Genomic DNA, 20,861 nt, shown 5'->3' with positions numbered 1-20,861 from the left:
CCGCACCGGGAGCCGAAGAATCTTCTTGCGCTCCCCGCGCGCTTTTCCTAAATACCCCCCCACGGCTGGACCCTGCCCCGTTCGTCTATCGGTTAGGACGCCAGGTTTTCAACCTGGAAAGAGGGGTTCGATTCCCCTACGGGGTACCAGCCGTCCTTCTCCCCTCAGTGTCTGTTTTGCGAAAGCGGATGTTACTCACCGGGCCAAGGCCGTGGCGCAGGCATAGCCAGATCACGCCGAGGCTGAGGATCAGCCAGATCCCGCCCCAAAGCACCGTGGCCCCTCCGAACTCCTCCGCCAGCATCCGTGCATCCGACTGAAATGCACTGCGGCGGATCGTGTCATCGAAAATGTCGTAGGGCACGTAGATCAGGCTCGTAAGCCCGATGACACGCAGCACGAGGTCAGCCGCCTGATGCGGCAAAAACCGCGCCACACCCAGCATGACGGCACCTGTGGCGAGGCAGAAAAGCAGTGCGAAGGGCGTTCTGATCCATAGGGCTGCCACCAGCAGGAGCAGCGCCCCGAATCCCGCCAAGATCGCCCGGTCCGCGTTGGTGCGCAGGGCGGCCACCAACGCCAGCGCGCCGAAGAGCAACGAGCCGAGGTACCCCGCCGAAAGGGTGACAAACCGGTTGCCGCCCCGGATCAGCGCATGCCCGCCTTCGCGCGGATCGACCGACATTTCAACGATGCTGCCGCCGGTCAGCAGCCCGGCGAGGCCGTGGGACAATTCGTGGAGAAAGATCACAAGAATCCGCAGCGGATAGACCACGGGCGTGCGCCAAAGGGCGAAGACCAGCGCGAGAATGAGCAGCAGTTGCCAGTGGCCCCGGAGAAACGACATGCCTCATGGGGCAGTGACCGGGGCTGCTTGTCAATCGCAGCCCTCGCCGATGCCCGGAAGATCGCTGGCATAAACGGTCACCCGCCCGCGCCCGCTCCGCTTGGAGGCATAGAGGGCCGTATCTGCGTGCTGCATCATCTCCTCGGCATCCGTGGTGGTGTAGAAGTCGCTCACCGTGAGGCCGATGGAGCCGGAGATATTGCAGGTATCACCCTCGAAAGGGATCGGCTCTTCCAACCGGCTGATGATCCGCCGTCCAAGCGCGGCGAGCCGGTCGGGGTTGGAGAGGCCGACGAAGATCAGCACGAATTCGTCGCCCCCGGCCCGCACGATCACATCTGAAAGCCGGGTCTCGGCGCGGAGGATGTCGGCCACCTCGCGCAGCACGTGGTCTCCTGCGGCGTGCCCGAGCGTATCATTGACCGACTTGAAGAAATCGAGGTCGAGGTTCATCAGCCCGAAGCTGGCCTTACTGGTGGTCAGCCGCTCTAGCACATCCTCCATCGCCCGGCGGTTGGCGAGGCCTGTCAGCATGTCGGATGACGCCTGTTTTTCAACGGCGGTCATTGCCCCTTGAAGCCGTTGGTTGAGCGCCTTCCACTCGTTGAGCGCCGCCGTCTTGGCCTCGACGAGGTAGAGCATTTCAACCGCTAGATCGGTGGCAGCAAAGTCGGCGTTGGTCAGGTCATAATCCTGCACTGCTTCGATGATGTTGAAGCCGAAAGAGAGGTTCACGATCAGCCCATGTTCGGCCGAGAGGGGGGCGACGAGGCCTGCCATGCCGGTGCGCGGGGCATCGCGAAAGGCCAGCTTCACCCGTCCGCCATCGGCGCGGGCAAGGTCGCTGACGCGGGTCACACCGCTCGGGCGTTTGATCTCGAAAACCTCCAGAAATCTGCGTCCGGCAAGCGGCAAGTCGGGTCGGAGCTTTTGAAGGCTTGGCCCGGCGTGAGCGATATGGCCGCTGTGCCGGAGCTGCAGGTGCATCGGCATCAGCCTGTCCAGCGCCTCTTGCAGGATCGGCTCCAGAAAGCCCCCGCGAACACTTGCGAGGTCCCCGATGGCCCCGCGACCCGGCTCGACACTCATCCGGTGCCCCTCGGCAACTGCGCCTCACCGCCAAGGTAGAACTGCTTGGCTTCGGCGAATTCGGGATCGAGGAGGTTTATGGTGATCACCTCCTGCCGCTCCATCGCGCCACCCAATTCAAGGAAGGCAAGCGCGCCGAAATCATCGGCCAGCGCGCGCAAAATCCCGGTCATGACCGCGCCGAACCCGCCCTTCCGCGACGCGACCTCAAGCCTGAACCGCCCGGGCTCCAGCTCGGTCAGGTGCAGCTGCGGAAGTTCCAGCTCGGGCACGGCGAGTCGCGCGCGATCGGGCAGGTCATCGAGCGAATAGAGAAGTTCCAGAAAGCTCTGCCCGCCAAACCGCAGGAGCCTGCGGATGGCGCGGGTGTTTGGGTGGGTGACGAGGTAAGTGCCCAGATCCTCAAGAATATCCTCCACCGGCTGGCCGCGCATGCGAGAGAGCGCGGTCAGCATGGCGAGCGTGACCTCATCTTCGTAGGTAAGCATGGCCTCGAAGCCAGAGGTGCCAACGCCCGCCTCGGCACCGAGTTCTGCCCATATTTCAGGGCCGTAGATGTCGCGCACGAAGCACTGGACCGCGCGATTGATCAAGCCATGCATAGCTGCACCCGTTTAACCTGCAATGCAGACTAGCGGGGGAGAGTTAACAAAGACCGAAGCGGAACCGGTCGCGCCGAAGGGCTCAGAAGTCGGTCGGTGCGCCGCCTTCTGCCTTCCGGCGGGCGACGAAGGCCTCCAGCTCTTCGCGGATGTCTTCCGCCATCGGCGGCGGCTCAAATGTGTCTATGATTTGCTTGTAGAGCGTATGCGCGCGGTCCGCCGTCCAGACCCCGCCCTTGGCCTGCCACGCCTCGAAATTCGTCCAATCGGACACGATGGGTTGGTAGAAGGCGGTCTCGTAGCGGGCCTGGGTATGGTCGATGCCGAAGAAATGGCCGTAGTGGCCGACCTCGGCGATGGCATCCACCGCGATATCATCGGGAGTGGTCGCCACAACCGCAGGCTCGAAGTAGCGCTGGATCATCTGGATCAATTCGCAATCCATGATGAATTTCTCGGGGCTGGCCACCAGCCCGCCCTCCAGCCATCCGGCCGCGTGGTACACGATGTTGGTGCCGGATTGCACCGCCGACCAGAGCGAGTTGGAGGTCTCCCACATCGCCTGCCCGTCCGGCACGTTGGCGGTGCAGGCACCGGAGGCACGCATGGGCAGGCCGTAGAACCGCGCCAACTGGCCGGTCATCTGGGTGGCGCGCATATACTCGGGCGTGCCGAAGGCGGGTGCGCCCGACTTCATGTCAACGTTGGAGGTGAAGGTGCCGATCACGCAGGGCGCGCCGGGGCGGACATATTGAAAGAGGGCAATTGCCGAGAGCGCCTCGGCGATACTCTGCGCCACCGCGCCCGCCATCGTTACCGGTGCCATTGCCCCGGCCAGCGTGAACGGCGAGACGATTACCGCCTGCCCCCGCCGAATGCAGCGCAGGCAGCCGTCGATCATCGGCCAGTCGTGCTTGAGCGGCGAGGTGGAGTTGATGTTGGTATACATGTGCGGCTTGGCCTCGAACTCCTCGTCCGTCAGGCCGCAGGAGATCCGCACCATCTCCATCACATCCTCCACCCGCTCCGGCCCGAGGCTGTAGGCGTGTGCCACCTTGTCGGTCAGGGTGAGTTTGTCGAAGAGCACGTCGAGGTGACGGACGGAGGGGTGAATGTCGACCGGTTCCACCGGGTAGCCGCCGGCGAAGTGGATGCAGTTGAAATATTGAGTGAGCTTCAGCAGGTTGGCGCATTGCTCGCGGTTGCCGGGCACCTTGGAGCCGAGTGACAGATCCCAGTAATTGGGCGGGGAAGAAACATTGCCGAAGAGGATCGCCTTGCCGCCGATGGGCAGGGCCTTGGCCGGATTGCGCGGCGTGATGGTGAACTCGGCAGGCGCCTTGGCGACCATTTCCATCACCCAGTCGCGCCCCATCCGCACGACTTGATCCTCGACGGTGCAGCCTGCCTCGGCGAAGATCTTGCAGGCCTCCTCGTTGAGAAAGACAATGCCAATCTCTTCCAGTATGCGCATGGCCCCTTCATGGATGGCGGCCACACCCTCGGGCGTGAGCGGCTCGGTCGGCGCGTCGGTATTGAGCGGAATGCGCCACGGCATCTGGTCCAGCACCTCCGGCCGGTTGCGGCGCGGGTTGGCGGCGCGGCCACCGGCACGGCGGCGTTTAGCGGGCATGTCATCCATGGCGTGGCTCCTGGGCATCTTGCCTCAGGTTGCGCGCGAGATCGGGGGCACAGTTTTCCGGATGCGACGCGTGATGTCGCAAACGGAGGACGGGGCGGCGATTTCGGCTCAGGCCGTGGCCAGCCACTCCGGCAAGTGGCCGATGTGCGGCAGGACCACTGCGGCATGGGGCGCAAGCACCTCGGGGGGCGTGATGCCGGTGCAGACGGCCACGCAGACCATCCCTGCCGCGCGGCCAGCTTCCAGGTCGTGGGTGCTGTCGCCGATCATCACGCAGTGCCCCGGCGCGAGGCCCTGTGCATCGGCGAAGGCAAGGCACATGCCCGGCCCCGGCTTGGCGCCATGCCCACTGTCATAGCCCGCCACATAGGCGAAATGCTCCGCTACCCCGGCAGCCCAAAGGTGGGCGTGGGCGGCAGCTTCGGCGTCATTGGTTGCAATGCCCAGCACATGGCCCCTGCCCCGGAGCGTGTCGAACAACGAGGTGAGGTCGGTGGCGGGCACCTGCGGGGCCTCGGCGGCGGCGGTGTTGATCCGGTCGGTCAGCGCCGCCCGGTTCCAGCCCCGCAGCAGTGGAAGGACCGGCGCAATCGCCTCCTCGGGCGTTCCGGCGACGATGGGGCTCTCGGGAGAGAACTGTGCAGTTTCCGGATCGACCCCCATCGCCTCCGCCAACCGCCTTGCCAGTGCCGGGTCGCCCTCGGCCAACCCTTCGATGAACTCCAGAGTGAATCCGCCCCAGCTTTTCTGGTAGTCGAACAGCGTGCCGTCTTTGTCAAACAGCAGGCCCTTGAGCCGCGGCGCGCTCATGTCCAGCTCGGCATGTCGCCGCCCGGAAGTGCCATGCGCGCCTGCATCGGCACGCTGTATTTGAGCCCGGCGGCATCGCAGAACCCAGTGACCCACGCATCGTCCATCGCAAGAAAGTCCAACACCGAGGCAAGAAATTCAGGTTCCGCTGCCCGCGCCCGCACCTCGGCTTCCGACACGCCGGTTGAGCCAAGAAACACAGGCAAAAGCTCGTCATTCCCGGCCAGCCAGGCGAGGGCCTGCAAGCCGATGGTCTCGGCGGAGTCACGATTCATTTTCTGGCCCCATTAACTTTTGGAAAGGTTTTTTTAACCATCTGCATACAGACTGGCCTCTACAGGGGAAAGGCGCAGAAGCGCTCGGAAGGATCGTGGGATGCCAGGGAAAATCCTGATCATTGATGACGTGCCCGCAAACCGGGTCGTCCTCAAGGTCAAACTCGCCGCCGCCTGCTATGACGCCGTCGCCAAGCACGGCGGGCAGGATATCGTGGCGCTGTTGCAGGGCATTCGGCCCCGTCTGGTGATCGTGGACGCTGACCACCCCGATGCGCCCGCGTTGCGCGCGATCGAGGCGCTGCGGGCCGATGCCGAATTCGGCACCCTGCCGGTGATCGTGACCGGCGCGCCCTCTGACCGGGCCAACCATACCGAACTGATGCTCGCCGCCCTCGCCCGGGGCGCGGATGCCTTCCACCCCAAGCCGGTCGAAGATGCGCTTTTGCTCGCGCGCATTCGTCAGCTGTTGCGCCTGCGGGAAATTTCCGAGGAGCTGCGGCTGCGGGAGACCACAAGCCATGCCCTTGGCTTTGCTGAGGAGATCGAACCCTTCGCCCGCCCTGCGCGGATCGCCTTGGTCGCGGGTGATATGGAAACCGGCCAGCGCTGGCAGGAGGCTCTGAAGGGCCACTTTACGCACCGGATCTCTGTGCTCGATCAGCATGCAGCCCTCGGAGAGCACGCGCCCGCCTTGCAGGATACCTACGTGATCGCATCGGAACTGAAGCGCCCGGGCGACGGACTACACCTGATGAGCGAGCTGCGGTCGCGCCGCTGGTCGCGCCATGCGCCCTGCCTCATCGTAATGCCCGACAGCGACCCGGCGCAGGCCGCCATGGCGCTGGACCTCGGCGCAGCGGACCTCATCGAGGAGCCGGTCGAGGGCCGCGAACTGGCACTCCGCCTCACCGCGCTCATTGCCCGAAAACGTGAGAGCGACCAGCTGCGCAGGCGGGTGCGGGACGGGTTGAAGCTTGCGGTGACCGACCCGTTGACCGGGCTCTACAACCGCCGCTACGCGCTCTCGCACCTCGCCCGGATCCGCAACAATGCTGCCCTCAGCTGCAAGAGCTTTGCGGTCATGGCGCTCGACCTCGATCACTTCAAACAGGTCAATGACCGTTACGGCCATGCCGCAGGGGACGAGGTGCTGCGCAGCGTGGCGAAGCGCATCGCGGGCAACCTGCGCAGCGTTGATATGGTGGCCCGCATCGGCGGCGAGGAGTTTCTCGTCGCCATGCCCGACACCAGTGAAGAGGACGCCCGCCGCGCTGCGCAACGCCTGTGCCGCCTCATCGAGGCAGAGCCTATTCCCCTGCCCGCTCCTGCGCGTGGCAGTCTGCGGCAGACCGTCTCCATCGGCGTGGCCCTCGGCGGCGGTGCTGGCAGCGACTGGGTCGATGAGGCCGGGGCGGAGGCGATGCTGGAAGCCCTCATCGACCAGGCAGACCGCGCCCTGCTGTCGTCCAAAGCGCATGGTCGAAATACCGTTACCCTTGGGCGCGACGCCGCCTGAACCTGCTGTCCCGGGCGAGCGGGTCTGCAACTGGGTGCTGCTCCATCGAAGCTACGTGTCGGCAGGGTGCCGAATACCTATAGCCTCGGCCCGAGCCGTTCCAGCATGGCAAGGCATTGCGACAGCTGGGAAATTTCAAGGAACTCATCGGGCTTGTGGGCCTGCTCGATGGAGCCGGGGCCGCAGATCACCACGTCGATCCCGAGTTGCTGAAAGACGCCCGCCTCGGTGTTGAACGGCACCAGCGCGCCGCCGTTGGAGCCGGTGAGCGCGCAGGCCAGTGCGGCGGCCTCGCCGTGGGTCGCAGGCATGAGGCCGGGGGTGTCGCCGATGGTTTCGGTCGTGATTGCCGCCTCCGGCGCAACTTTCTTCATGGCCGGGAGCAGTATGTCACTGATATAACGCTGCATTTCGGTGCGGACGAACTGCGCATCGGCGTCCACCACAGGGCGCATCTCCCACTGCACTTCGGCCTCCGCGGGGATCACGTTGTGGGCGAAGCCGCCGATGAGGCTGCCGGTGTTGATGGTGGTCCAGGGCGGCTCGAAGCGGCTTTCGGACGGGGTGCGGGCCTTGAGGGATTCGCGCAGTTCCATCAGGCGGGCGATGTAGCGGGCGGCGTATTCGACGGCATTGACGCCTGCTCCCGGGTCGGAGCCGTGGCCGCCGCGGCCGGTGAAGCGGGTGGTGTACTCGCAGCAGCCCTTGTGGCCCTCGACGACGCGCATGGAGGTGGGCTCGCCGATGATGGCGAGGGAGGGCAGGATCTCGCGGGATTTCAGCTGCTCTGACAAGGACTTGGCGCCAAGGCAGCCGGTCTCTTCATCGTAGGTGAAGGCAAAGTGGAGCGGGCGGGTCTTGATTTGGACGGCGAGCGCGGGGGCCATCGCCACGCAGGCGGCGATGAAGCCCTTCATGTCGCAGGTGCCACGGCCGTAGAGGCGACCCTCTCGGGTGGTCATGGTGAAGGGATCGGCGGTCCAGGCCTGCCCCTCCACGGGGACCACATCAGAATGGCCGGAGAGCAGGATGCCGCCTTGAACATCCGGCCCCAAGGTGGCGTAAAGATTGGCCTTTTCGCCGCAGTCGCTCTTCATCACCTCCACACGGGCGCCGGCACTCTCGAGCCGGTCCGCCAGCGCGTCGATGCAGGCCAGGTTGCTGTCGGCGGAGACGGTGGGATAGGCCACCAGCTCGCCCAGAAGCGCAATCGTGTCGTCCAGCGTGGTCATGGCGCGAGACTACGCCTCAGGCCCGGCCCCCGCCAGCCCGATCGGGCGCTCCCCGGCCAAGAGGGGCGCGTGGCGGGCGAAGAGGGCGGAGATGCGGCGGCAGACCTCGCGGATCTCGGGGCGGTGTCGGTCATCATTATGGGTCACGAGATGTTGCCGTTCGGTTAATTCGTCGATCAGCGCGCCAGCGCGGGTGAGGCGCGGGTCGGCGTCTCCGACGAAACAGGGCATGACGCCGATGCCGGCACAGCCACGCACGAGGTCGTGCATGGTGGCCACGGAGCTTGCCCAGGCGGTGACCTCCACCGGCTGGCGCAGCACCCAGCGGGCGGCGGGGTGCATGGCGTGAGCCTCGTCGACGGCGACCCAACCTGCGCCCTCCTGATCGGCCATGTGGCGGGCGCGGAAAGGCGCAAAGCGCAGGGTTTGCAAGGGCTTGGAGGCGAGATTGCCGCTTGTCGGCGGGCTGTTGCGGATGCCGATCTCGACCTCGCGGTGGGCAATGTCGAGCCGGGCTTCGGTGGTGCAGAAGGTGATGCGGAACGGGTCTTCGGGGCGCCAGAGCTCGGTGAAATGGTCGGCCATGAAGGCGGCGGTGGCGGTGCCAGCGGAGATGCGGACGGCGGGGCGATTGCCTGCGGCGTCGAGCCATTGGTCGAGGCTTCGGGCGGCGGCGGCCATGGGCTTGACGCGAGCCAGAAGCCCCTGCCCTTCGGGCGTTAATTCGTAGCCATGTCGGGACCTTACGAAGAGTTGCAGGCCCAGCGCCTCCTCCAGTGCGAGCATCCGACGGCCGAGGGTGGCGGGGCTGGCACCGGTTTCGCGCGCGGCGGCGGAGAGGCCGCCGGTTTCGGCGATGTGGAAGAAGAGGCGGAGGTCGTCCCAGTTTTGCATTTTTGAAAAGAAGGCTCCGGTATCGGGCAGTTTTGCGCGCTCATTAAGGTCTTATCTTTTCAAAAACGCAACAATTGGAGGCCGAGATGACACCGATCCTGACCATCCTTCCGCGCCGGAACGACCGGCAGAAACCCACGCCGAACGAGATCGAGGAGTTCTACCAAAGCCACGGCAAATGGTGGGGCGCGCGACTTGTTAACCGCTTCGCAAAACGCGACGCAGAGCCAATAAACACTGATGCACAACTTATGCACATCCGATGCACATCCCATGCATACGCAATCTGCAAAGATTGACCGCGTGGTGCCGTTAAGCCCGTCGGACGGTGGCGCAAGGAAGGCTTAAGCGTCGCGCTGCGCGATCCAGTCGTGGTCGGGGTGGTTCTTGAAGCGCCACTTGCGGATCGGGCCGGCCATGACGTTGAGGTAGTACATCTCGTAGCCGTGGGGTGCGCCGCAGGGGTGGTGGCCTTTGGGGACGAGCACCACATCATGCGAATTGACGCTCATGGTTTCGTCGAGCGAGCCGTCCTCGGTGAAGACCCGCTGGTGGCCGTAACCCTGCCCGGGGTTGAGCCGGTGATAGTAGGTCTCTTCGAGGTAGGTCATGTTGGGGTAGTCATCTTCGTCGTGCCGGTGCGGCGGGTAGGACGACCAGTTGCCTGCGGGGGTGAAGACCTCGGTGACGAGCAGGCTGTCGGCAACATCGGATTCTTCCATCGCGATGGGGAAGATGTAGCGGGTGTTGCTGCCCTTGCCGCGGGTGACCTTCTCGGGGCGCGGAAGGATGCGGGCCTTGTGGCCGCCCTGCCCGGCGGGCGCGGTGCAGACGCCGATGGTGCAATCGGTCGTGGCGGTGGCCTGCCAGTCGGTGCCGCCGGGGACGTAGACGCAATGGGGGGCGGTCTGCTCGAAGACGTCCATCCGCTCGCCCTGCTCGCCGAAGTCTTCGCCTGCTGCCGAGATGTTGGCCTTGCCCTCGACCATGACGAGAATGACCTCGAGATCGCCGGTGGCCTCGGAAACGCTTTCGCCCGCCTTCAGCCGGTAGCAGGAAAAACCGACATAACCCCAGTCGGGGGATTTGGAGGTTTTGGCGTTGGCGATGGTGATCTCGTGGATCTTGCCGGTCTCGCCGGAGGGTTTGCGGAGCAGGTCGGACATGGGCGTTCCTTTCAGGGCTGGCGGCGGGCGTGCTGGGCCTTGGCGGCCTCCGCGAAGGCGGACGCTTCCCAGCCTTCAGCGCGGGCGCGGCGCAGCAGGGCGGCCTGGGTTTCGGGCGCGAGGCCGCCAGCGGGTGGGTCGGTGTCGAGATTGGTGGGGAAGCTGTAGCCCTCGGCGCAGGCGGCGATGGCGGCGGATTCGGCCAGCGGGGGCAGCGAAAGGGTTTGCAGCGCCGGGTAGAGCGCGAGTGACATGGCGAGGCGGTCGAGCGACTCCATCGCGCGGCCCATTGGGGAGCTGACCTGCAGCAGGTTGGCCATGCGCTGGATGTTTTCGCTCACGTTGTCGCCCGCGCCGTGGAATAGCGCGGGGGAGAAGAAGAGCGCATCGCCTTTTTGCAGCGGGAGCTGGATGAAGCTCTCTTCGAAATAGGCGGCGAATTCCGGCTCGCGGTAGGCCATGTAGCCGGGGCCGTAGAGCTGGCTGAAGGGCAGCAGCTTGGTCGGGCCGGATTCCAGCGGCATGTCGCAATGGGCAACGGCGCCTTGCAGCGTGAGGAAGGGCGAGAGCTGGTGGACGTGGGCGGGGAAGCGGGCGGCCTCGGCGCCGGTCTGGAAGCCGAGGTGGAAATCACGGTGGGCCGTCTGTGCCTTGCCGCCCGGGCGGACCAGGTTGACCTGGGCGGTCATCTGGTAGCCCGGGCCGAGCCAGGCCTCGGAGACGGCATCTATCGCCGGGCTGGCAAAGCTGGCGGCGAAGGCTTGCGGATCGCGGAGGCAGAGCTTTTGCAGCGAGTTCCAGATCCGGTCATTGGCCCCGGCGGCGGCGAAATGGTCGGCCTTGGCGCCGGAGGCGGCCTTTTCATCGGCGATGATCGCCTCGTAGGCGGCGGAGGCAGCATCGAGCGCGGCGTGGTCGGGGACGGCTTGCCGAAGCACCAGCACGCCGGAATGGTCGCGCAGGACGGCGGCCCATTCAGCCATGAGAGCGGTGCGCTCTGCCGGACCATCGAGGGTGAGCGTGGCCACGTCGTAGAGCGGCACGTTCTTTTCGATGGCGGCGGCGCGGGGGGCGTCGGCGGGCGCGAGCTGGCGGGAGGTCAGAGCCTTGAAGGCGGCGAGGTCGCAGCTTGCGGCGGAGTAGTAGGCGGTGTCTTTCATTCCTCTTCCTCCGGGTCGGTCCATGCGATGAAGAACTGAAAGGCCATCCACGCCCCGGCTACGGCGAAGGCCACGGCCCAAGGGGTTGCGCCCATCGAAAGCTCCACCCCCGCCCATGCGAAGCAGAGGACGGTGGCCAGCACCCGCCGCCACATCGGGCGGAAGAAGGGATGCTGGAGGTTGAAGAAGTCACCCATCAGGAAATATCGAGCCCCGCGTTCTGGCAGGCGGCGACAATGGTCTCGTATCCGAGTTTGGAGTAGTCGTAGGGCGGCGCCTTGGCCGGGTCCTGCTCGGCCTCCACCACGATCCAGCCTGCATAATCCATTGCGGCGAGTTTCTTCGTGATCGCTGCGAAGTCAATGCAACCCTCCGGGTCGCCGGGCACGGTGAAGGCGCCCGCGATGACGGCATCGAGGAAGGAGCCGTTCGACGCGCGGATCTGCTCGACGACCTTGGGGCGCACGTCCTTGTAGTGGACGTGGTGGATGCGGTCGGCCCAGCGCTCGAGCACGGCCATCTCGTCGGCGCCGCCGAAGCGCAGGTGGCCGGTATCGTAGAGCAGGTGCACCTCGGTCGGGCTGCCCTCCATCAGCCAATTCACATCGTCCTCGTCTTCGATGATCGAGCCCATGTGGTGGTGATAGGCGAGCGGCATGCCCTGCCCTTCCATCCACTTGGCCAGTTCGCCGAGCTTGGCGGCATAAGCCGTCACCTCGTCGCGCGAGAGTTTGGGGCGGTTTGCCACCGGGGTCGCCGGATCGCCCTGCACCGTGTTGGAGCATTCGGCGTAGACGATGCAGGGGGCATTCAGGGCGATGAACTGCTCGACCTGCGCGGCGACGGCCTTTTTCTCGGTTTCCAGATCGTTCACCAGCAGGTTGCCCGAGCACCAGCCGCCGCAGAGGGCGATATCGTTGATGTCGAGGTAATGGCGCAGGCCGGGCGTGTCGTGGGGCATGCGCTGGCCGCGTTCGACGCCGGTGTAGCCGATCTCGCGGCTCTCCTTGAGGGCCTGCTCCATTGTGTAGGCGGCAGTGAGGTCGGGCAGATCGTCGTTCTGCCATGCAATGGGGGAGATGCCGATTTTGACGGGCATGGCGGTTATCCTGCGATCTGGGATTTGCGGGCGGTCTCATAGGCCTTGCGGGCCTGCGCGACCTCATCGCGGGTGGAGGTTTCGGGCACGGCGACATCCCACCAGTGACCGCCGTGGGGCGTGGAGGGGTATGGATCGGTGTTGATGACGACCACGTAGGGGCCGGTGGCCTTGTGGCGCGTGGCGAGCGCAGCCTCCAGCTCTTCGATGGTGTTCACCTGCACCGCTTCGGCGCCCATCGAGGCGGCGTGGGCGGCGAAGTCGATGTTGGAGGGCTGGCTGTGGATCGTGTGCTCCAGCAGGTTGTTGAACTCGGCCCCGCCGGTGCCCATTTGCAGCCGGTTGATGCAGCCGTAGCCCCGGTTGTCGGTGATGACGACAGTGAAGGGCACGCCCATCATCGCTGCCGTGGCCATCTCGGAGTTGGCCATCATGTAGGAGCCGTCGCCAACCATGCAGATCACGTCACGCTCGGGCTGGGCGAGCTTGATGCCCACGGCGCCCGCGATCTCGTAGCCCATGCAGCTGAAGCCGTACTCCATGTGGTAGGCGCCGGGGCGCGGGGCCTTCCAGAGTTTGTGGAGCTCGCCGGGCATGGTGCCGGCGGCGCACATGACTACGGTGTCTTCATGGCTGGCACGTTGCACGGCGCCGATCACCTGTTGGTCGGTGGGCAGGGCGTTGTCGCCTTCGGGGGCCTCGGTGAGCGGGTCGACGGCGGCGAACCAGTCGGATTTTAGGGCGGCGTCGGGGCCGCTGGCCTTGTATTCACCGAGCGCGTTGGTCAGAGCCTCCAGTCCCTCGCGGGCATCAGCCATCAGCGGCATGGCGCCGTGCTTCATGGCGTCATAGGCGGCGACGTTCAGGGAGATCAGCGTGGGGTTGGCGGCGAAGAGCGCCCAGCTACCGGTGGTGAAATCCTGAAAGCGCGTGCCGACGCCGAGCACGAGGTCGGCCTTGGCGCAGGCTTCGTTGGCGGAGGATGCGCCGGTGACGCCGACGGGGCCGAGGTTGAGGGCGTCGTCCCACGGGAGAGCGGATTTGCCGGCCTGGGTTTCGACCACGGGGATGTTGTGGCGGGCGGCGAAGGTTTGCAGCTCGGCGCAGGCGTGGGAGTAATGCGTGCCGCCCCCGGCGACGATGACCGGGTGCTTGGCGGCGCGGATCGCGTCTGCCGCTTCGGACAACTCGTAGGCATCGGGGCCTTGGCGGCGCAGGTGCCACGTGCGGGGGGCAAAGAAGCTCTCGGGCCAATCGAAGGCCTCGGCCTGCACATCTTGGCAGAAGGCGAGGCAGACCGGGCCGCACTCTGCCGGGTCGGTCATGGTGCGGAAGGCCCGGGGCAGCGCGGTGAGCAGCTGCTCGGGGCGGGTGATCCTGTCGAAGTAGCGGGTGACGGGCTTGAAGCAGTCGTTGGCGCTGGTGGTGCCATCGGAGAAGTCTTCAATCTGCTGAAGCACCGGGTCGGGACCGCGGTTGGCAAACACGTCACCGGGGATCAGCAGGAGCGGCAGGCGGTTGACGTGGGCCAGCGCGGCGGCTGTGACCATGTTGGTCGCGCCGGGGCCGATGGAGGAGGTGACCGCCATGGCGCGGCTGCGGCCGAGCTGCTTGGTGTAGGCCAGCGCGGTGTGGCACATGGTTTGCTCGTTATGGCCGCGCCATGTGGGGATGGCATCACGCGAGGCATGGAGCGCCTCGCCGAGGCCCGCCACGTTGCCATGGCCGAAGATTGCCCAGACCCCGGCGATGAAGGGCTCGCCCGACTCGGTGAGCTGCGCGGTGAGGTATCGCACGAGGGCCTGTGCGGCGGTGAGGCGGATGGTCTTGCTCATGCGGCGTCCTCCTTTTGCGCGGCAGCGCGAGCCTCGTCCCAGAGGGTGCAGAGGCGGGTGTAATTGGCGGCCATGGTGGAGATGGCGGCCTTGTCGGAGACCTCGCCCTTCATCCAGGCGCGGGCGGTATCACCGAAGAGCGTGCGGCCCACGGCGAAGCCTTTGACCAGCGGCTGGCGGGCGGCAAGGGCGAAGCTCTCGGCAAGCTCGGCCTCGGGCGCGTCGAGGCCCAGAACGACGATGCCGCGGGTGTGCCGGTCATGCGCCTCGATGGCGTCAACGGCCTTGGCCCATGCGTCTTCGGTCTTGAAAGGCTCGAGCTTCCACCAGTCGGGGTAGATGCCGGCGGCGTAGATGCGCTCGATGATCTTGGGCGTCGTCTCGGCCACTACGGCGCCGACTTTGGAGGGGATGACCTCCAGCAGAAACTCGAGAGAGTTGCGGCGGGCGGCGGCGGCGAGGCGGGTGAGGGAGGAGAGGTGATCCTCCCACATCGCGTCGTCATCATCGGGGTGGCAGAAGCAGAGGGCTTTGACCACGTTGCTCTGCGGCCATTGCGCGAGGCCACCGAAATCGGGGCCGAGCTCGGGCTCGTAGCGCAGCGGGCGGGAGCCGGGCCATTCGACGGGGCGGCCGATCCAGAGATCGCCCTCGGCGGCATCCATCAGGGCGTGCTTGCCGAGGCGGCCATCGCAGAGGATGCCGTATCCGGGGCGGCCTTGAGCAACCTCGCGGGTGGCGGCGAGGCAGAGCTGTTTGAAGGCACCGATCTTGTCGGTGGTGGCGCCCTCCATCTCTTCGAGCTGGGAGCGGTGATCGAAGGCGAAGATATGCATCGACGGCCAGTCGCCCTTGCGGTTGGTGGCCCAGTGGATCTGCTCCAGATCGGCATCGTTGCGCAGATCGGGGCGGATGACGCCGCGCTTGAGGAAAAACTCCAGCTCTTCCCAAGACGGATAGGCCGGGGTGCAGCCGTGGCGGGAGACGGCGAAGGCGCCGCAGGCGTTGGCATAGGTGAGCGCGGTGGGCCAATCCTCGCCTTTGAGCCAGCCGCGCAGCAGGCCGGACATGAAGCCATCGCCCGCACCCAGCACGTTGAAGACCTCGATCGGGAAGCCGGGGCCGCTTTCGCCTTCATCGAGCGAGCCGGGGATATCACCGGTGAAGGCGACGGCACCCATCGGGCCGCGCTTGCAGACGAGGGTAGCTAAGGAGACGGCGCGGACGGCGCGGAGGGCCTCCAGCGTGTCGGTGCTGCCGCCGGCGATATGGAACTCTTCCTCGGTACCGACGATCAGGTCGAAGAGGTGGAGAGTGGATTGCAGCTTGGCGGTGACGGCGGCACTCTCGATGAAGCGCTCCTCCCCTGCCCCGTGCCCAGCGAGGCCCCAGAGGTTGGGGCGATAATCGATATCCAGCGCGGTTTGCGCGCCGTTCTCGCGGGCGAGCTTGAGGGCCTTCAGCGTGGCAGCCTCCACCTGCGGGTGGCTGAGGTGGGTGCCGGTGGCGGTGACGCAGCGGGCCTCGGCGATGAAGGCAGGATCGATATCATCCTCCGACAGGGCCATGTCAGCGCAGTTCTCGCGGACGAAGATGAGCGGAAAGCGCTCCTGATCGCGGATGCCGAGAAGCACGAGGGCGGTGAGGCGCTCGGGGTCGGTGGCGACGCCGCGGGTGTCAACGCCCTCGGCCTCGAGCTGCTCGCGAATGAAGCGGCCCATGTGCTCGTCGCCCACGCGGGTGATGAGCGCCGATTTCAGGCCAAGCCGGGCAGTGCCTGCGGCGATGTTGGTGGGCGAGCCGCCGATGTATTTCTCGAAGCTGCGCATATCTTCCAGCCGCCCGCCGATCTGGGCGCCGTAAAGGTCCACCGAGCTGCGGCCGATGGTGATGACGTCGAGCGGTTTTGCGGCGGTCATGCGATGACCCACCCGGCTGCTGTGATGCACGGTTTCACTGGCTTCCTCCCTGTGCCACCCAGAGGTGTTGCTGGCTGAATGCCGGAGCCGGGCGGCCCGCGTCAACGTGTGCCGGGGCTGTTTGGTGGTTTTCATATCATTCATGAAAGCTTTGCGCCGCTTCACGCCGAAACCCGCAGGAGAATGAGGTTTTTGCATCATGCCAGCGGGCGTGTCAGATCGTCTCGGAGCGTGGCTTGCGCCGCGGCGGTGCAAGACGGCGCGGGGCTGGGAGGGGGTTGGCCGCGCCGCGCGGCGTGATGGTTTTCAATCAGGGACGCGCGGGCGGTGTGAGGTGGAATGATGGGAATTCGGCCCCCTGCCCTGCTTTCTCTTGGCCCGAAGCCACGCGGGAGGCTAGCACATGGCAAAACGGGAGGGTTTTGCATGGCACGCATCGGAGTGGGGCTGATCGGCACGGGGTTCATGGGCAAGGCCCATGCGCTGGCGTGGCGCGGGGCGCGGGCGGTGATGGGGGGCGACAGCGAGATTGCGCTGGCGCATCTCTGCGAGATGCCGCTGGCCAAGGCCGAGAAACTCGCCGCCGATTGGGGCTTTGCCCGCGCGGGCGACGACTGGCGCGCACTGGTGGAAGACCCGGCGGTGGACGTTGTGTCGATCACCACGCCGAACGGGCTGCACGCCCCGATGGCGATTGCCGCGCTGGAGGCGGGCAAGCACGTGTGGTGCGAGAAACCGATGGCGCTGACGCTGAAGGAGGCCGAGGCGATGGTGGCGGCGGCCAAGGCCAGCGGAAAGGTCACGCTGGTGGGCTATAACTACGTCCGCAATCCGGCGCTGCACCATGCCGCCAAGCTCATCGCCGAGGGGCGGATTGGCCGGGTGGTGCACGTGCGCGGCTTCTACGATGAGGATTATCAGGCCGATGGCGCGCTGCCGTGGACCTGGCGGGCCAAGCTTTCGGAGGCCGGGCTGGGGGCGCTGGGGGACATGGGGTGCCATCTGGTCTCGATGATCATGCAGCTTGTTGGCCCGATCGAGAGCGTGCTGGCGGAGACCCAGATCATCCATGAGACCCGGCCCGTAGAGGGCGGAGGGCGCGCGCCGGTGGAGAACGAGGATGTGGCCACGGCGCTGATCCGGCTCAAGGGCGGCGCGTGGGGGATGCTCACCACCAGCCGCAGCGCCTGGGGCCGGAAGAACCGGATCGATCTGGAGATTCACGGCACCGAGGGGCAGATCACCTTCGAGCAGGAGCGCATGAACGAGATGCGGATTTACGTGAACGAGGGGGAGAAGGCCGAACAGGGCTTCAAGACGATCCTCACCGGGCCGCAACACCCGCCCTATGCCGCCTTCTGCCCTGCGCCGGGGCATCAGCTGGGGTTCAACGACCTGAAAGTGCTGGAGGCTGCCGAACTGGTGGAGACCATCGAAGGGCGGCACCGGGCATGGCCGGACTTTGCCGAAGCGTTGGAGATCGAGCGGGTGATCCATGCGATTGCGGAAAGCGCGGCGAAGGAGGCGCGGGTTTCGCTGGTGTAGGCTCCGCCGATCCGCGAGGCTTGGGGGCAGCGGAACGGAGGCGCGGATGGAAAGCGACGGGCGGTTCATTGCGGCGCGGCTGAAGCCGGGGGATGACCTTGTGGCTGGGCTGCGACGGCTCTTCGAGGCCAGTGGCGCGGAGGCGATGGCAATGGTGAGTTGCGTGGGCAGCCTGCGGGCCGTCCGGCTGCGCCATGCGGGTGCGGAGGAGGCGACGGGCTATGAGGGGCCCCTGGAGATCGTCTCGCTGATGGGCAAGCTGGATGCGGGCAAGCAGCATTTGCACATGGCGATCTCGGATGCGGCGGGCCGGGTGTTCGGCGGGCACCTGATGGCGGAGGGGGCGGAGGTGTTCACCACGGCGGAGATCGTGGTGGTGGCGCTCGACGAGCTGCGGTTTGAACGCGCGCCCTGCCCTGCCTCGGGATATGACGAGTTGGTGGTGACGCGCCGGTAGTCAGGCGGTGGCGCGGGTGCGGTCGTGGCCCTCGGTGATGACCTTCAGCATGGCGGAATGGGCGGCATCGGGCAGGCCGGAGGCGATGGCGCGGGCGATATCGCGGTGGTTGGCGGCCACCTCGGCTTTCACCTCCTGAAACTTCTCGTTCGCCTCGATCAGGAAGAGCGAATAGAGCGCGGTTTGCACCATGTCACCGAGCGATTGCAGGAAGCGGTTGCCGGAGAGCTTGAGGACGTGGTGGTGAAACTCGTAGTCGGCCACGGCAAAGTCGGCCCGGCTGTTGGCACCGGCGAGGCTGTCACAGAGGGCGAAGAGCTTGTCGCAGGCGGCCTTGTCGGCCAGCTCATTGGCACGCCGGGCGGCGGAGGCGGCGGCGGCGGGCTCGAAGATGAGGCGAATTTCGAAGAGCTCGTCGTAGAAGCGGCCCGGCGATTTGACCGAGGTGTGCCAGCGCAGGACGTCTTCGTCGAACATGTTCCACTCGTCGGAGGGGCGGACATGGGTGCCGACCTTGGCCTTGGAGGCGATGAGCCCCTTGGCGGCGAGGGTCTTCTTGGCCTCACGGACCACCGTGCGCGACACGTCGAACATCTCGCAGAGGTCCGGGTCGAGCGGGATCATCGTGTCGGGCGGGTATTCTCCGGCGACGATGGCACGCCCCATCTGGTCCACCACGAAATGCGTGTGGTTCGAGGCCCGCGCGGAGGGCGAGCCCGAGGCGACAATGGTCATGATGGCTGTGCGGAGCCAGTCGCTCTTTTTCGTCGGGTGGTCGTCGCCCAAGTGAGGCCTTTCTGAAGCAGGATGAATGCGAAGAGCAGCGCGCCGATGACGATCTTAGTCCACCAGCTCGAGAGTGTCCCGTCAAAGACGATGTAGGTCTGGATCAGCCCCATGATGAGGATGCCGAAGAAGGTGCCTGCGACAAAGCCGTAGCCGCCGGAGAGGAGCGTGCCGCCGATGACGACCGCGGCGATGGCGTCGAGCTCGACGCCAACGGTGGCAAGGGAGTAGCCGGCGGAGGTGTAGAGCGAGAAGACGATGCCCGCGAGGCCGGCGAGGCCGCCGGAGATGGCATAGATGCCCACGGTGGTGGAGGCGAGCGGCACGCCCATGAGGCGGGCGGTTTGCGCTCCGCCACCGAGAGCATAGACGTTCTGGCCGAAGCGGGTGCGGTGGGCGATGAGGGCGCCCGCGATGAAGGTCAGCAGCATCAGCCCGCCGATGAGCCGGAAGCGCCCGCCGCCGGGGGCCTTGTAGTAGATGTCTTGAAGGGTGTCGTAGAACTCGTGGGTGATCGGCACGCTATCAGTGCTGAGGACGTAGGCCGCGCCGCGGGCCAGGAACATGCCTGCGAGGGTGACGATGAAAGGCGGCATTTCGAGGTAGTGGATGGTGGCCCCCATCGCGGCGCCGAAGCCGGTGGTGAGGGCGAGCACGAGGGCGAAGGCGGCGAGCGGGTGTATCGAGGTGTCGCGCAGGATGACGGCGAGGAAGACGCCGGTGAAGGCGATGACGGAGCCGACGGAGAGGTCGATGCCGCCGGAGAGGATCACGAAGGTCATGCCGACGGCGACGATGCCGAGAAAGGCGTTGTCGGTCAGCAGGTTGGCGACCACGCGGGTGGAGAGCATGGCCGGGTATTGCGAGGCGCAGAGGGCGTAGGCCAGCACGAAGGTGGCCAGCGTGACCATCAGCGGCAGGTGGGTGGAGCGGATCATGGGGCGTCCTCCTTGGGGGCGGCGGAGGGGCGCGCGCGCTCGGGCAGGCTCTCGGGGCCGGAGGCGCGGAGCATGTAGATAAGGTGGCCGATCTTGGGCGACTGGATCACGAGGATCGCGAGGATCAGGATGGCCTTGATGACGAGGTTGAACTCAGGCGGCATGCCGGAGAGCAGGATGACCGAGTTGACCGACTGGATGATCAGCGCGCCGATCAGCGAGGCGACGATGGAGAACCGCCCGCCGAGCAGTGAGTTGCCGCCGATGACCACGGCGAGGATGGCGTCGAGTTCGAGCCAGAGGCCCGCGTTGTTGGCGTCCGCGCCCTTGATGTCGGCGGCGACGATGACGCCTGCCAGCGCGGCGCAGAGGCCGGAGGCGAGGTAGACGCAGATCAGCAGGACACGGGAGTTGATGCCGGCGAGGCGGGAGGAGGCCTCGTTGACGCCGATGGCCTCGATCAGCATGCCGAGCGCGGTGCGGCGGACGGCGAGCGTGGCCAGCGTTCCGAGGGCGAGCCAGATGACGATGGGCGTGGGGATGCCCAGCACGGTGCCTGCGCCGAGGCGGATCAGGCCCTCGTTGTTGAAGGTCAGGATCGTGCCTTCGGTGATGAGCTGTGCGATGCCCCTGCCCGCCACCATCAGCACCAGCGTCGCGACGATGGGCTGGATGCGCAGGACGGCGACGAGCACGCCGTTCCACGCGCCGCAGAGGGCGCCGGTGGCCAGCGCGCCGATGAGGGCGGTGCCCCAGCCGTGGCCGTCGGTGACGAGGCTGGCGGCGGTGGCGCCCGCGATGGCCATGACCGCGCCGACCGAAAGGTCGATGCCCTTGGTGGCGATCACAAGGGTCATGCCGATGCAAAGCAGCGCCACGGGGGCGCCGCGGTTGAAGACATCGACAAGGTTGCCGAAGATCCGGCCGTTGCGGAAGGACACGTCGAAAAAGTCGGGGAAGACCAGCAGGTTGAGCCCGAGGACGACGGCGAGGATGATGAGTTGCGGGGTGATGCGCTTGAGCAGCGAGGGCGTGGTTGTGGCCAT

The 20,861-nt window shown here is 66.3% G+C and carries 20 protein-coding genes and 1 tRNA gene; 4 read left to right on the top strand and 17 right to left on the bottom strand.

Features of this window, described 5'->3' with window-relative positions; translation table 11 throughout:
- Positions 1–74 precede the first annotated feature (74 nt).
- Positions 75–149, top strand: a tRNA-Glu gene (locus ACUXVX_RS09810).
- Here ACUXVX_RS09810 and ACUXVX_RS09805 read toward each other — a convergent pair.
- The 6 genes from ACUXVX_RS09805 to ACUXVX_RS09780 form a co-directional block, all read right to left on the bottom strand.
- Complete coding sequence (locus ACUXVX_RS09805; protein WP_446311390.1) at positions 137–847, bottom strand: M50 family metallopeptidase; 711 nt, start codon at positions 845–847, stop codon at positions 137–139. The genes ACUXVX_RS09810 and ACUXVX_RS09805 overlap by 13 nt on opposite strands.
- Positions 848–877: 30 nt before the next feature.
- The gene (locus ACUXVX_RS09800; protein WP_446311389.1) at positions 878–1,936 is read right to left on the bottom strand and encodes a diguanylate cyclase domain-containing protein; all 1,059 of its coding nucleotides are present in this window, start codon (positions 1,934–1,936) and stop codon (positions 878–880) included.
- A complete protein-coding gene (locus tag ACUXVX_RS09795) occupies positions 1,933–2,538 on the bottom strand; it encodes a heme NO-binding domain-containing protein (protein WP_446311388.1) in 606 nt (201 codons plus the stop codon). Before ACUXVX_RS09795 ends, ACUXVX_RS09800 begins: the two co-directional genes overlap by 4 nt.
- A gap of 82 nt (positions 2,539–2,620) precedes the next feature.
- On the bottom strand, positions 2,621–4,180 hold the full coding sequence (locus ACUXVX_RS09790; protein WP_446311387.1) for a trimethylamine methyltransferase family protein: 1,560 nt from the start codon (positions 4,178–4,180) through the stop codon (positions 2,621–2,623).
- A 108-nt stretch (positions 4,181–4,288) separates the two neighbouring features.
- Positions 4,289–4,990 (bottom strand): HAD family hydrolase, encoded by a 702-nt coding sequence (locus ACUXVX_RS09785; RefSeq protein ID WP_446311386.1) that lies wholly within the window; start codon positions 4,988–4,990, stop codon positions 4,289–4,291.
- Positions 4,987–5,265 (bottom strand): DUF3572 domain-containing protein, encoded by a 279-nt coding sequence (locus ACUXVX_RS09780; protein WP_446311385.1) that lies wholly within the window; start codon positions 5,263–5,265, stop codon positions 4,987–4,989. Before ACUXVX_RS09780 ends, ACUXVX_RS09785 begins: the two co-directional genes overlap by 4 nt.
- Before the next feature lie 100 nt (positions 5,266–5,365).
- On the opposite strand from ACUXVX_RS09780, the gene ACUXVX_RS09775 reads away from it, so the two are divergent.
- Positions 5,366–6,784, top strand: a complete 1,419-nt coding sequence (locus ACUXVX_RS09775; RefSeq protein WP_446311384.1) for a diguanylate cyclase — start codon at positions 5,366–5,368, stop codon at positions 6,782–6,784.
- A 77-nt stretch (positions 6,785–6,861) separates the two neighbouring features.
- Here the strand turns inward: ACUXVX_RS09775 and argE are convergent, their stop codons facing one another.
- The 8 genes from argE to ACUXVX_RS09735 all read right to left on the bottom strand — a co-directional run bounded on the left by argE (position 6,862) and on the right by ACUXVX_RS09735 (position 16,089).
- Complete coding sequence (argE, locus tag ACUXVX_RS09770; protein ID WP_446311383.1) at positions 6,862–8,016, bottom strand: acetylornithine deacetylase; 1,155 nt, start codon at positions 8,014–8,016, stop codon at positions 6,862–6,864.
- A gap of 9 nt (positions 8,017–8,025) precedes the next feature.
- Positions 8,026–8,910 carry a LysR family transcriptional regulator gene (locus tag ACUXVX_RS09765; RefSeq protein ID WP_446311382.1) on the bottom strand — a complete coding sequence of 295 codons (885 nt, stop codon included), beginning with the start codon at positions 8,908–8,910 and terminating at the stop codon, positions 8,026–8,028.
- Positions 8,911–9,254: 344 nt separating this feature from the next.
- Entirely contained in the window at positions 9,255–10,076 is an 822-nt protein-coding gene (gene iolB / locus ACUXVX_RS09760) for a 5-deoxy-glucuronate isomerase (protein WP_446311381.1), read from the bottom strand.
- An 11-nt stretch (positions 10,077–10,087) separates the two neighbouring features.
- A complete protein-coding gene (locus tag ACUXVX_RS09755; RefSeq protein WP_446311380.1) occupies positions 10,088–11,236 on the bottom strand; it encodes a phytanoyl-CoA dioxygenase family protein in 1,149 nt (382 codons plus the stop codon).
- Complete coding sequence (locus tag ACUXVX_RS09750) at positions 11,233–11,433, bottom strand: hypothetical protein (RefSeq protein ID WP_222492239.1); 201 nt, start codon at positions 11,431–11,433, stop codon at positions 11,233–11,235. Before ACUXVX_RS09750 ends, ACUXVX_RS09755 begins: the two co-directional genes overlap by 4 nt.
- Positions 11,433–12,335, bottom strand: coding sequence for a myo-inosose-2 dehydratase (iolE, locus tag ACUXVX_RS09745; protein ID WP_446311379.1), 903 nt, complete (start codon positions 12,333–12,335; stop codon positions 11,433–11,435). The genes ACUXVX_RS09750 and iolE overlap by 1 nt, the downstream gene beginning before the upstream one ends.
- A 5-nt stretch (positions 12,336–12,340) precedes the next feature.
- Positions 12,341–14,170, bottom strand: a complete 1,830-nt coding sequence (gene iolD / locus ACUXVX_RS09740; RefSeq protein WP_446311378.1) for a 3D-(3,5/4)-trihydroxycyclohexane-1,2-dione acylhydrolase (decyclizing) — start codon at positions 14,168–14,170, stop codon at positions 12,341–12,343.
- Positions 14,167–16,089, bottom strand: a complete 1,923-nt coding sequence (locus ACUXVX_RS09735; RefSeq protein WP_446311377.1) for a bifunctional 5-dehydro-2-deoxygluconokinase/5-dehydro-2-deoxyphosphogluconate aldolase — start codon at positions 16,087–16,089, stop codon at positions 14,167–14,169. Before ACUXVX_RS09735 ends, iolD begins: the two co-directional genes overlap by 4 nt.
- 426 nt (positions 16,090–16,515) lie before the next feature.
- On the opposite strand from ACUXVX_RS09735, the gene ACUXVX_RS09730 reads away from it, so the two are divergent.
- Both ACUXVX_RS09730 and ACUXVX_RS09725 read left to right on the top strand, forming a co-directional pair.
- Entirely contained in the window at positions 16,516–17,634 is a 1,119-nt protein-coding gene (locus tag ACUXVX_RS09730; RefSeq protein ID WP_446311376.1) for a Gfo/Idh/MocA family protein, read from the top strand.
- A 46-nt stretch (positions 17,635–17,680) separates the two neighbouring features.
- Complete coding sequence (locus ACUXVX_RS09725) at positions 17,681–18,091, top strand: PPC domain-containing DNA-binding protein (protein WP_446311375.1); 411 nt, start codon at positions 17,681–17,683, stop codon at positions 18,089–18,091.
- Here the strand turns inward: ACUXVX_RS09725 and ACUXVX_RS09720 are convergent, their stop codons facing one another.
- Genes ACUXVX_RS09720 through ACUXVX_RS09710 form a run of 3 tightly spaced genes read right to left on the bottom strand, consistent with a single transcriptional unit; the run spans position 18,092 to position 20,861 of the window.
- Positions 18,092–18,826, bottom strand: a complete 735-nt coding sequence (locus ACUXVX_RS09720) for a FadR/GntR family transcriptional regulator (protein WP_446311374.1) — start codon at positions 18,824–18,826, stop codon at positions 18,092–18,094.
- A complete protein-coding gene (gene yjfF / locus ACUXVX_RS09715) occupies positions 18,823–19,815 on the bottom strand; it encodes a galactofuranose ABC transporter, permease protein YjfF (protein WP_222469744.1) in 993 nt (330 codons plus the stop codon). Before yjfF ends, ACUXVX_RS09720 begins: the two co-directional genes overlap by 4 nt.
- Positions 19,812–20,861 carry an ABC transporter permease gene (locus tag ACUXVX_RS09710; protein ID WP_446311373.1) on the bottom strand — a complete coding sequence of 350 codons (1,050 nt, stop codon included), beginning with the start codon at positions 20,859–20,861 and terminating at the stop codon, positions 19,812–19,814. Before ACUXVX_RS09710 ends, yjfF begins: the two co-directional genes overlap by 4 nt.

The sequence above is a fragment of the Vannielia sp. SX4 genome, assembly GCF_052828525.1.
The sequence above is the reverse complement of the archived record's forward strand: the minus strand, read 5'-3'. Positions and strand labels throughout refer to the sequence as shown.

Excerpts from the sequence above, each read along its gene's own strand:
- ACUXVX_RS09805 (WP_446311390.1), bottom strand. The coding sequence starts at position 847 with ATGTCGTTTCTCCGGGGCCACTGGCAACTGCTGCTCATTCTCGCGCTG.
- ACUXVX_RS09800 (WP_446311389.1), bottom strand. The coding sequence starts at position 1,936 with ATGAGTGTCGAGCCGGGTCGCGGGGCCATCGGGGACCTCGCAAGTGTT.
- ACUXVX_RS09795 (WP_446311388.1), bottom strand. The coding sequence starts at position 2,538 with ATGCATGGCTTGATCAATCGCGCGGTCCAGTGCTTCGTGCGCGACATC.
- ACUXVX_RS09790 (WP_446311387.1), bottom strand. The coding sequence starts at position 4,180 with ATGGATGACATGCCCGCTAAACGCCGCCGTGCCGGTGGCCGCGCCGCC.
- ACUXVX_RS09785 (WP_446311386.1), bottom strand. The coding sequence starts at position 4,990 with ATGAGCGCGCCGCGGCTCAAGGGCCTGCTGTTTGACAAAGACGGCACG.
- ACUXVX_RS09780 (WP_446311385.1), bottom strand. The coding sequence starts at position 5,265 with ATGAATCGTGACTCCGCCGAGACCATCGGCTTGCAGGCCCTCGCCTGG.
- ACUXVX_RS09775 (WP_446311384.1), top strand. The coding sequence starts at position 5,366 with ATGCCAGGGAAAATCCTGATCATTGATGACGTGCCCGCAAACCGGGTC.
- argE (WP_446311383.1), bottom strand. The coding sequence starts at position 8,016 with ATGACCACGCTGGACGACACGATTGCGCTTCTGGGCGAGCTGGTGGCC.
- ACUXVX_RS09765 (WP_446311382.1), bottom strand. The coding sequence starts at position 8,910 with ATGCAAAACTGGGACGACCTCCGCCTCTTCTTCCACATCGCCGAAACC.
- iolB (WP_446311381.1), bottom strand. The coding sequence starts at position 10,076 with ATGTCCGACCTGCTCCGCAAACCCTCCGGCGAGACCGGCAAGATCCAC.
- ACUXVX_RS09755 (WP_446311380.1), bottom strand. The coding sequence starts at position 11,236 with ATGAAAGACACCGCCTACTACTCCGCCGCAAGCTGCGACCTCGCCGCC.
- ACUXVX_RS09750 (WP_222492239.1), bottom strand. The coding sequence starts at position 11,433 with ATGGGTGACTTCTTCAACCTCCAGCATCCCTTCTTCCGCCCGATGTGG.
- iolE (WP_446311379.1), bottom strand. The coding sequence starts at position 12,335 with ATGCCCGTCAAAATCGGCATCTCCCCCATTGCATGGCAGAACGACGAT.
- iolD (WP_446311378.1), bottom strand. The coding sequence starts at position 14,170 with ATGAGCAAGACCATCCGCCTCACCGCCGCACAGGCCCTCGTGCGATAC.
- ACUXVX_RS09735 (WP_446311377.1), bottom strand. The coding sequence starts at position 16,089 with ATGACCGCCGCAAAACCGCTCGACGTCATCACCATCGGCCGCAGCTCG.
- ACUXVX_RS09730 (WP_446311376.1), top strand. The coding sequence starts at position 16,516 with ATGGCACGCATCGGAGTGGGGCTGATCGGCACGGGGTTCATGGGCAAG.
- ACUXVX_RS09725 (WP_446311375.1), top strand. The coding sequence starts at position 17,681 with ATGGAAAGCGACGGGCGGTTCATTGCGGCGCGGCTGAAGCCGGGGGAT.
- ACUXVX_RS09720 (WP_446311374.1), bottom strand. The coding sequence starts at position 18,826 with ATGACCATTGTCGCCTCGGGCTCGCCCTCCGCGCGGGCCTCGAACCAC.
- yjfF (WP_222469744.1), bottom strand. The coding sequence starts at position 19,815 with ATGATCCGCTCCACCCACCTGCCGCTGATGGTCACGCTGGCCACCTTC.
- ACUXVX_RS09710 (WP_446311373.1), bottom strand. The coding sequence starts at position 20,861 with ATGGCCACAACCACGCCCTCGCTGCTCAAGCGCATCACCCCGCAACTC.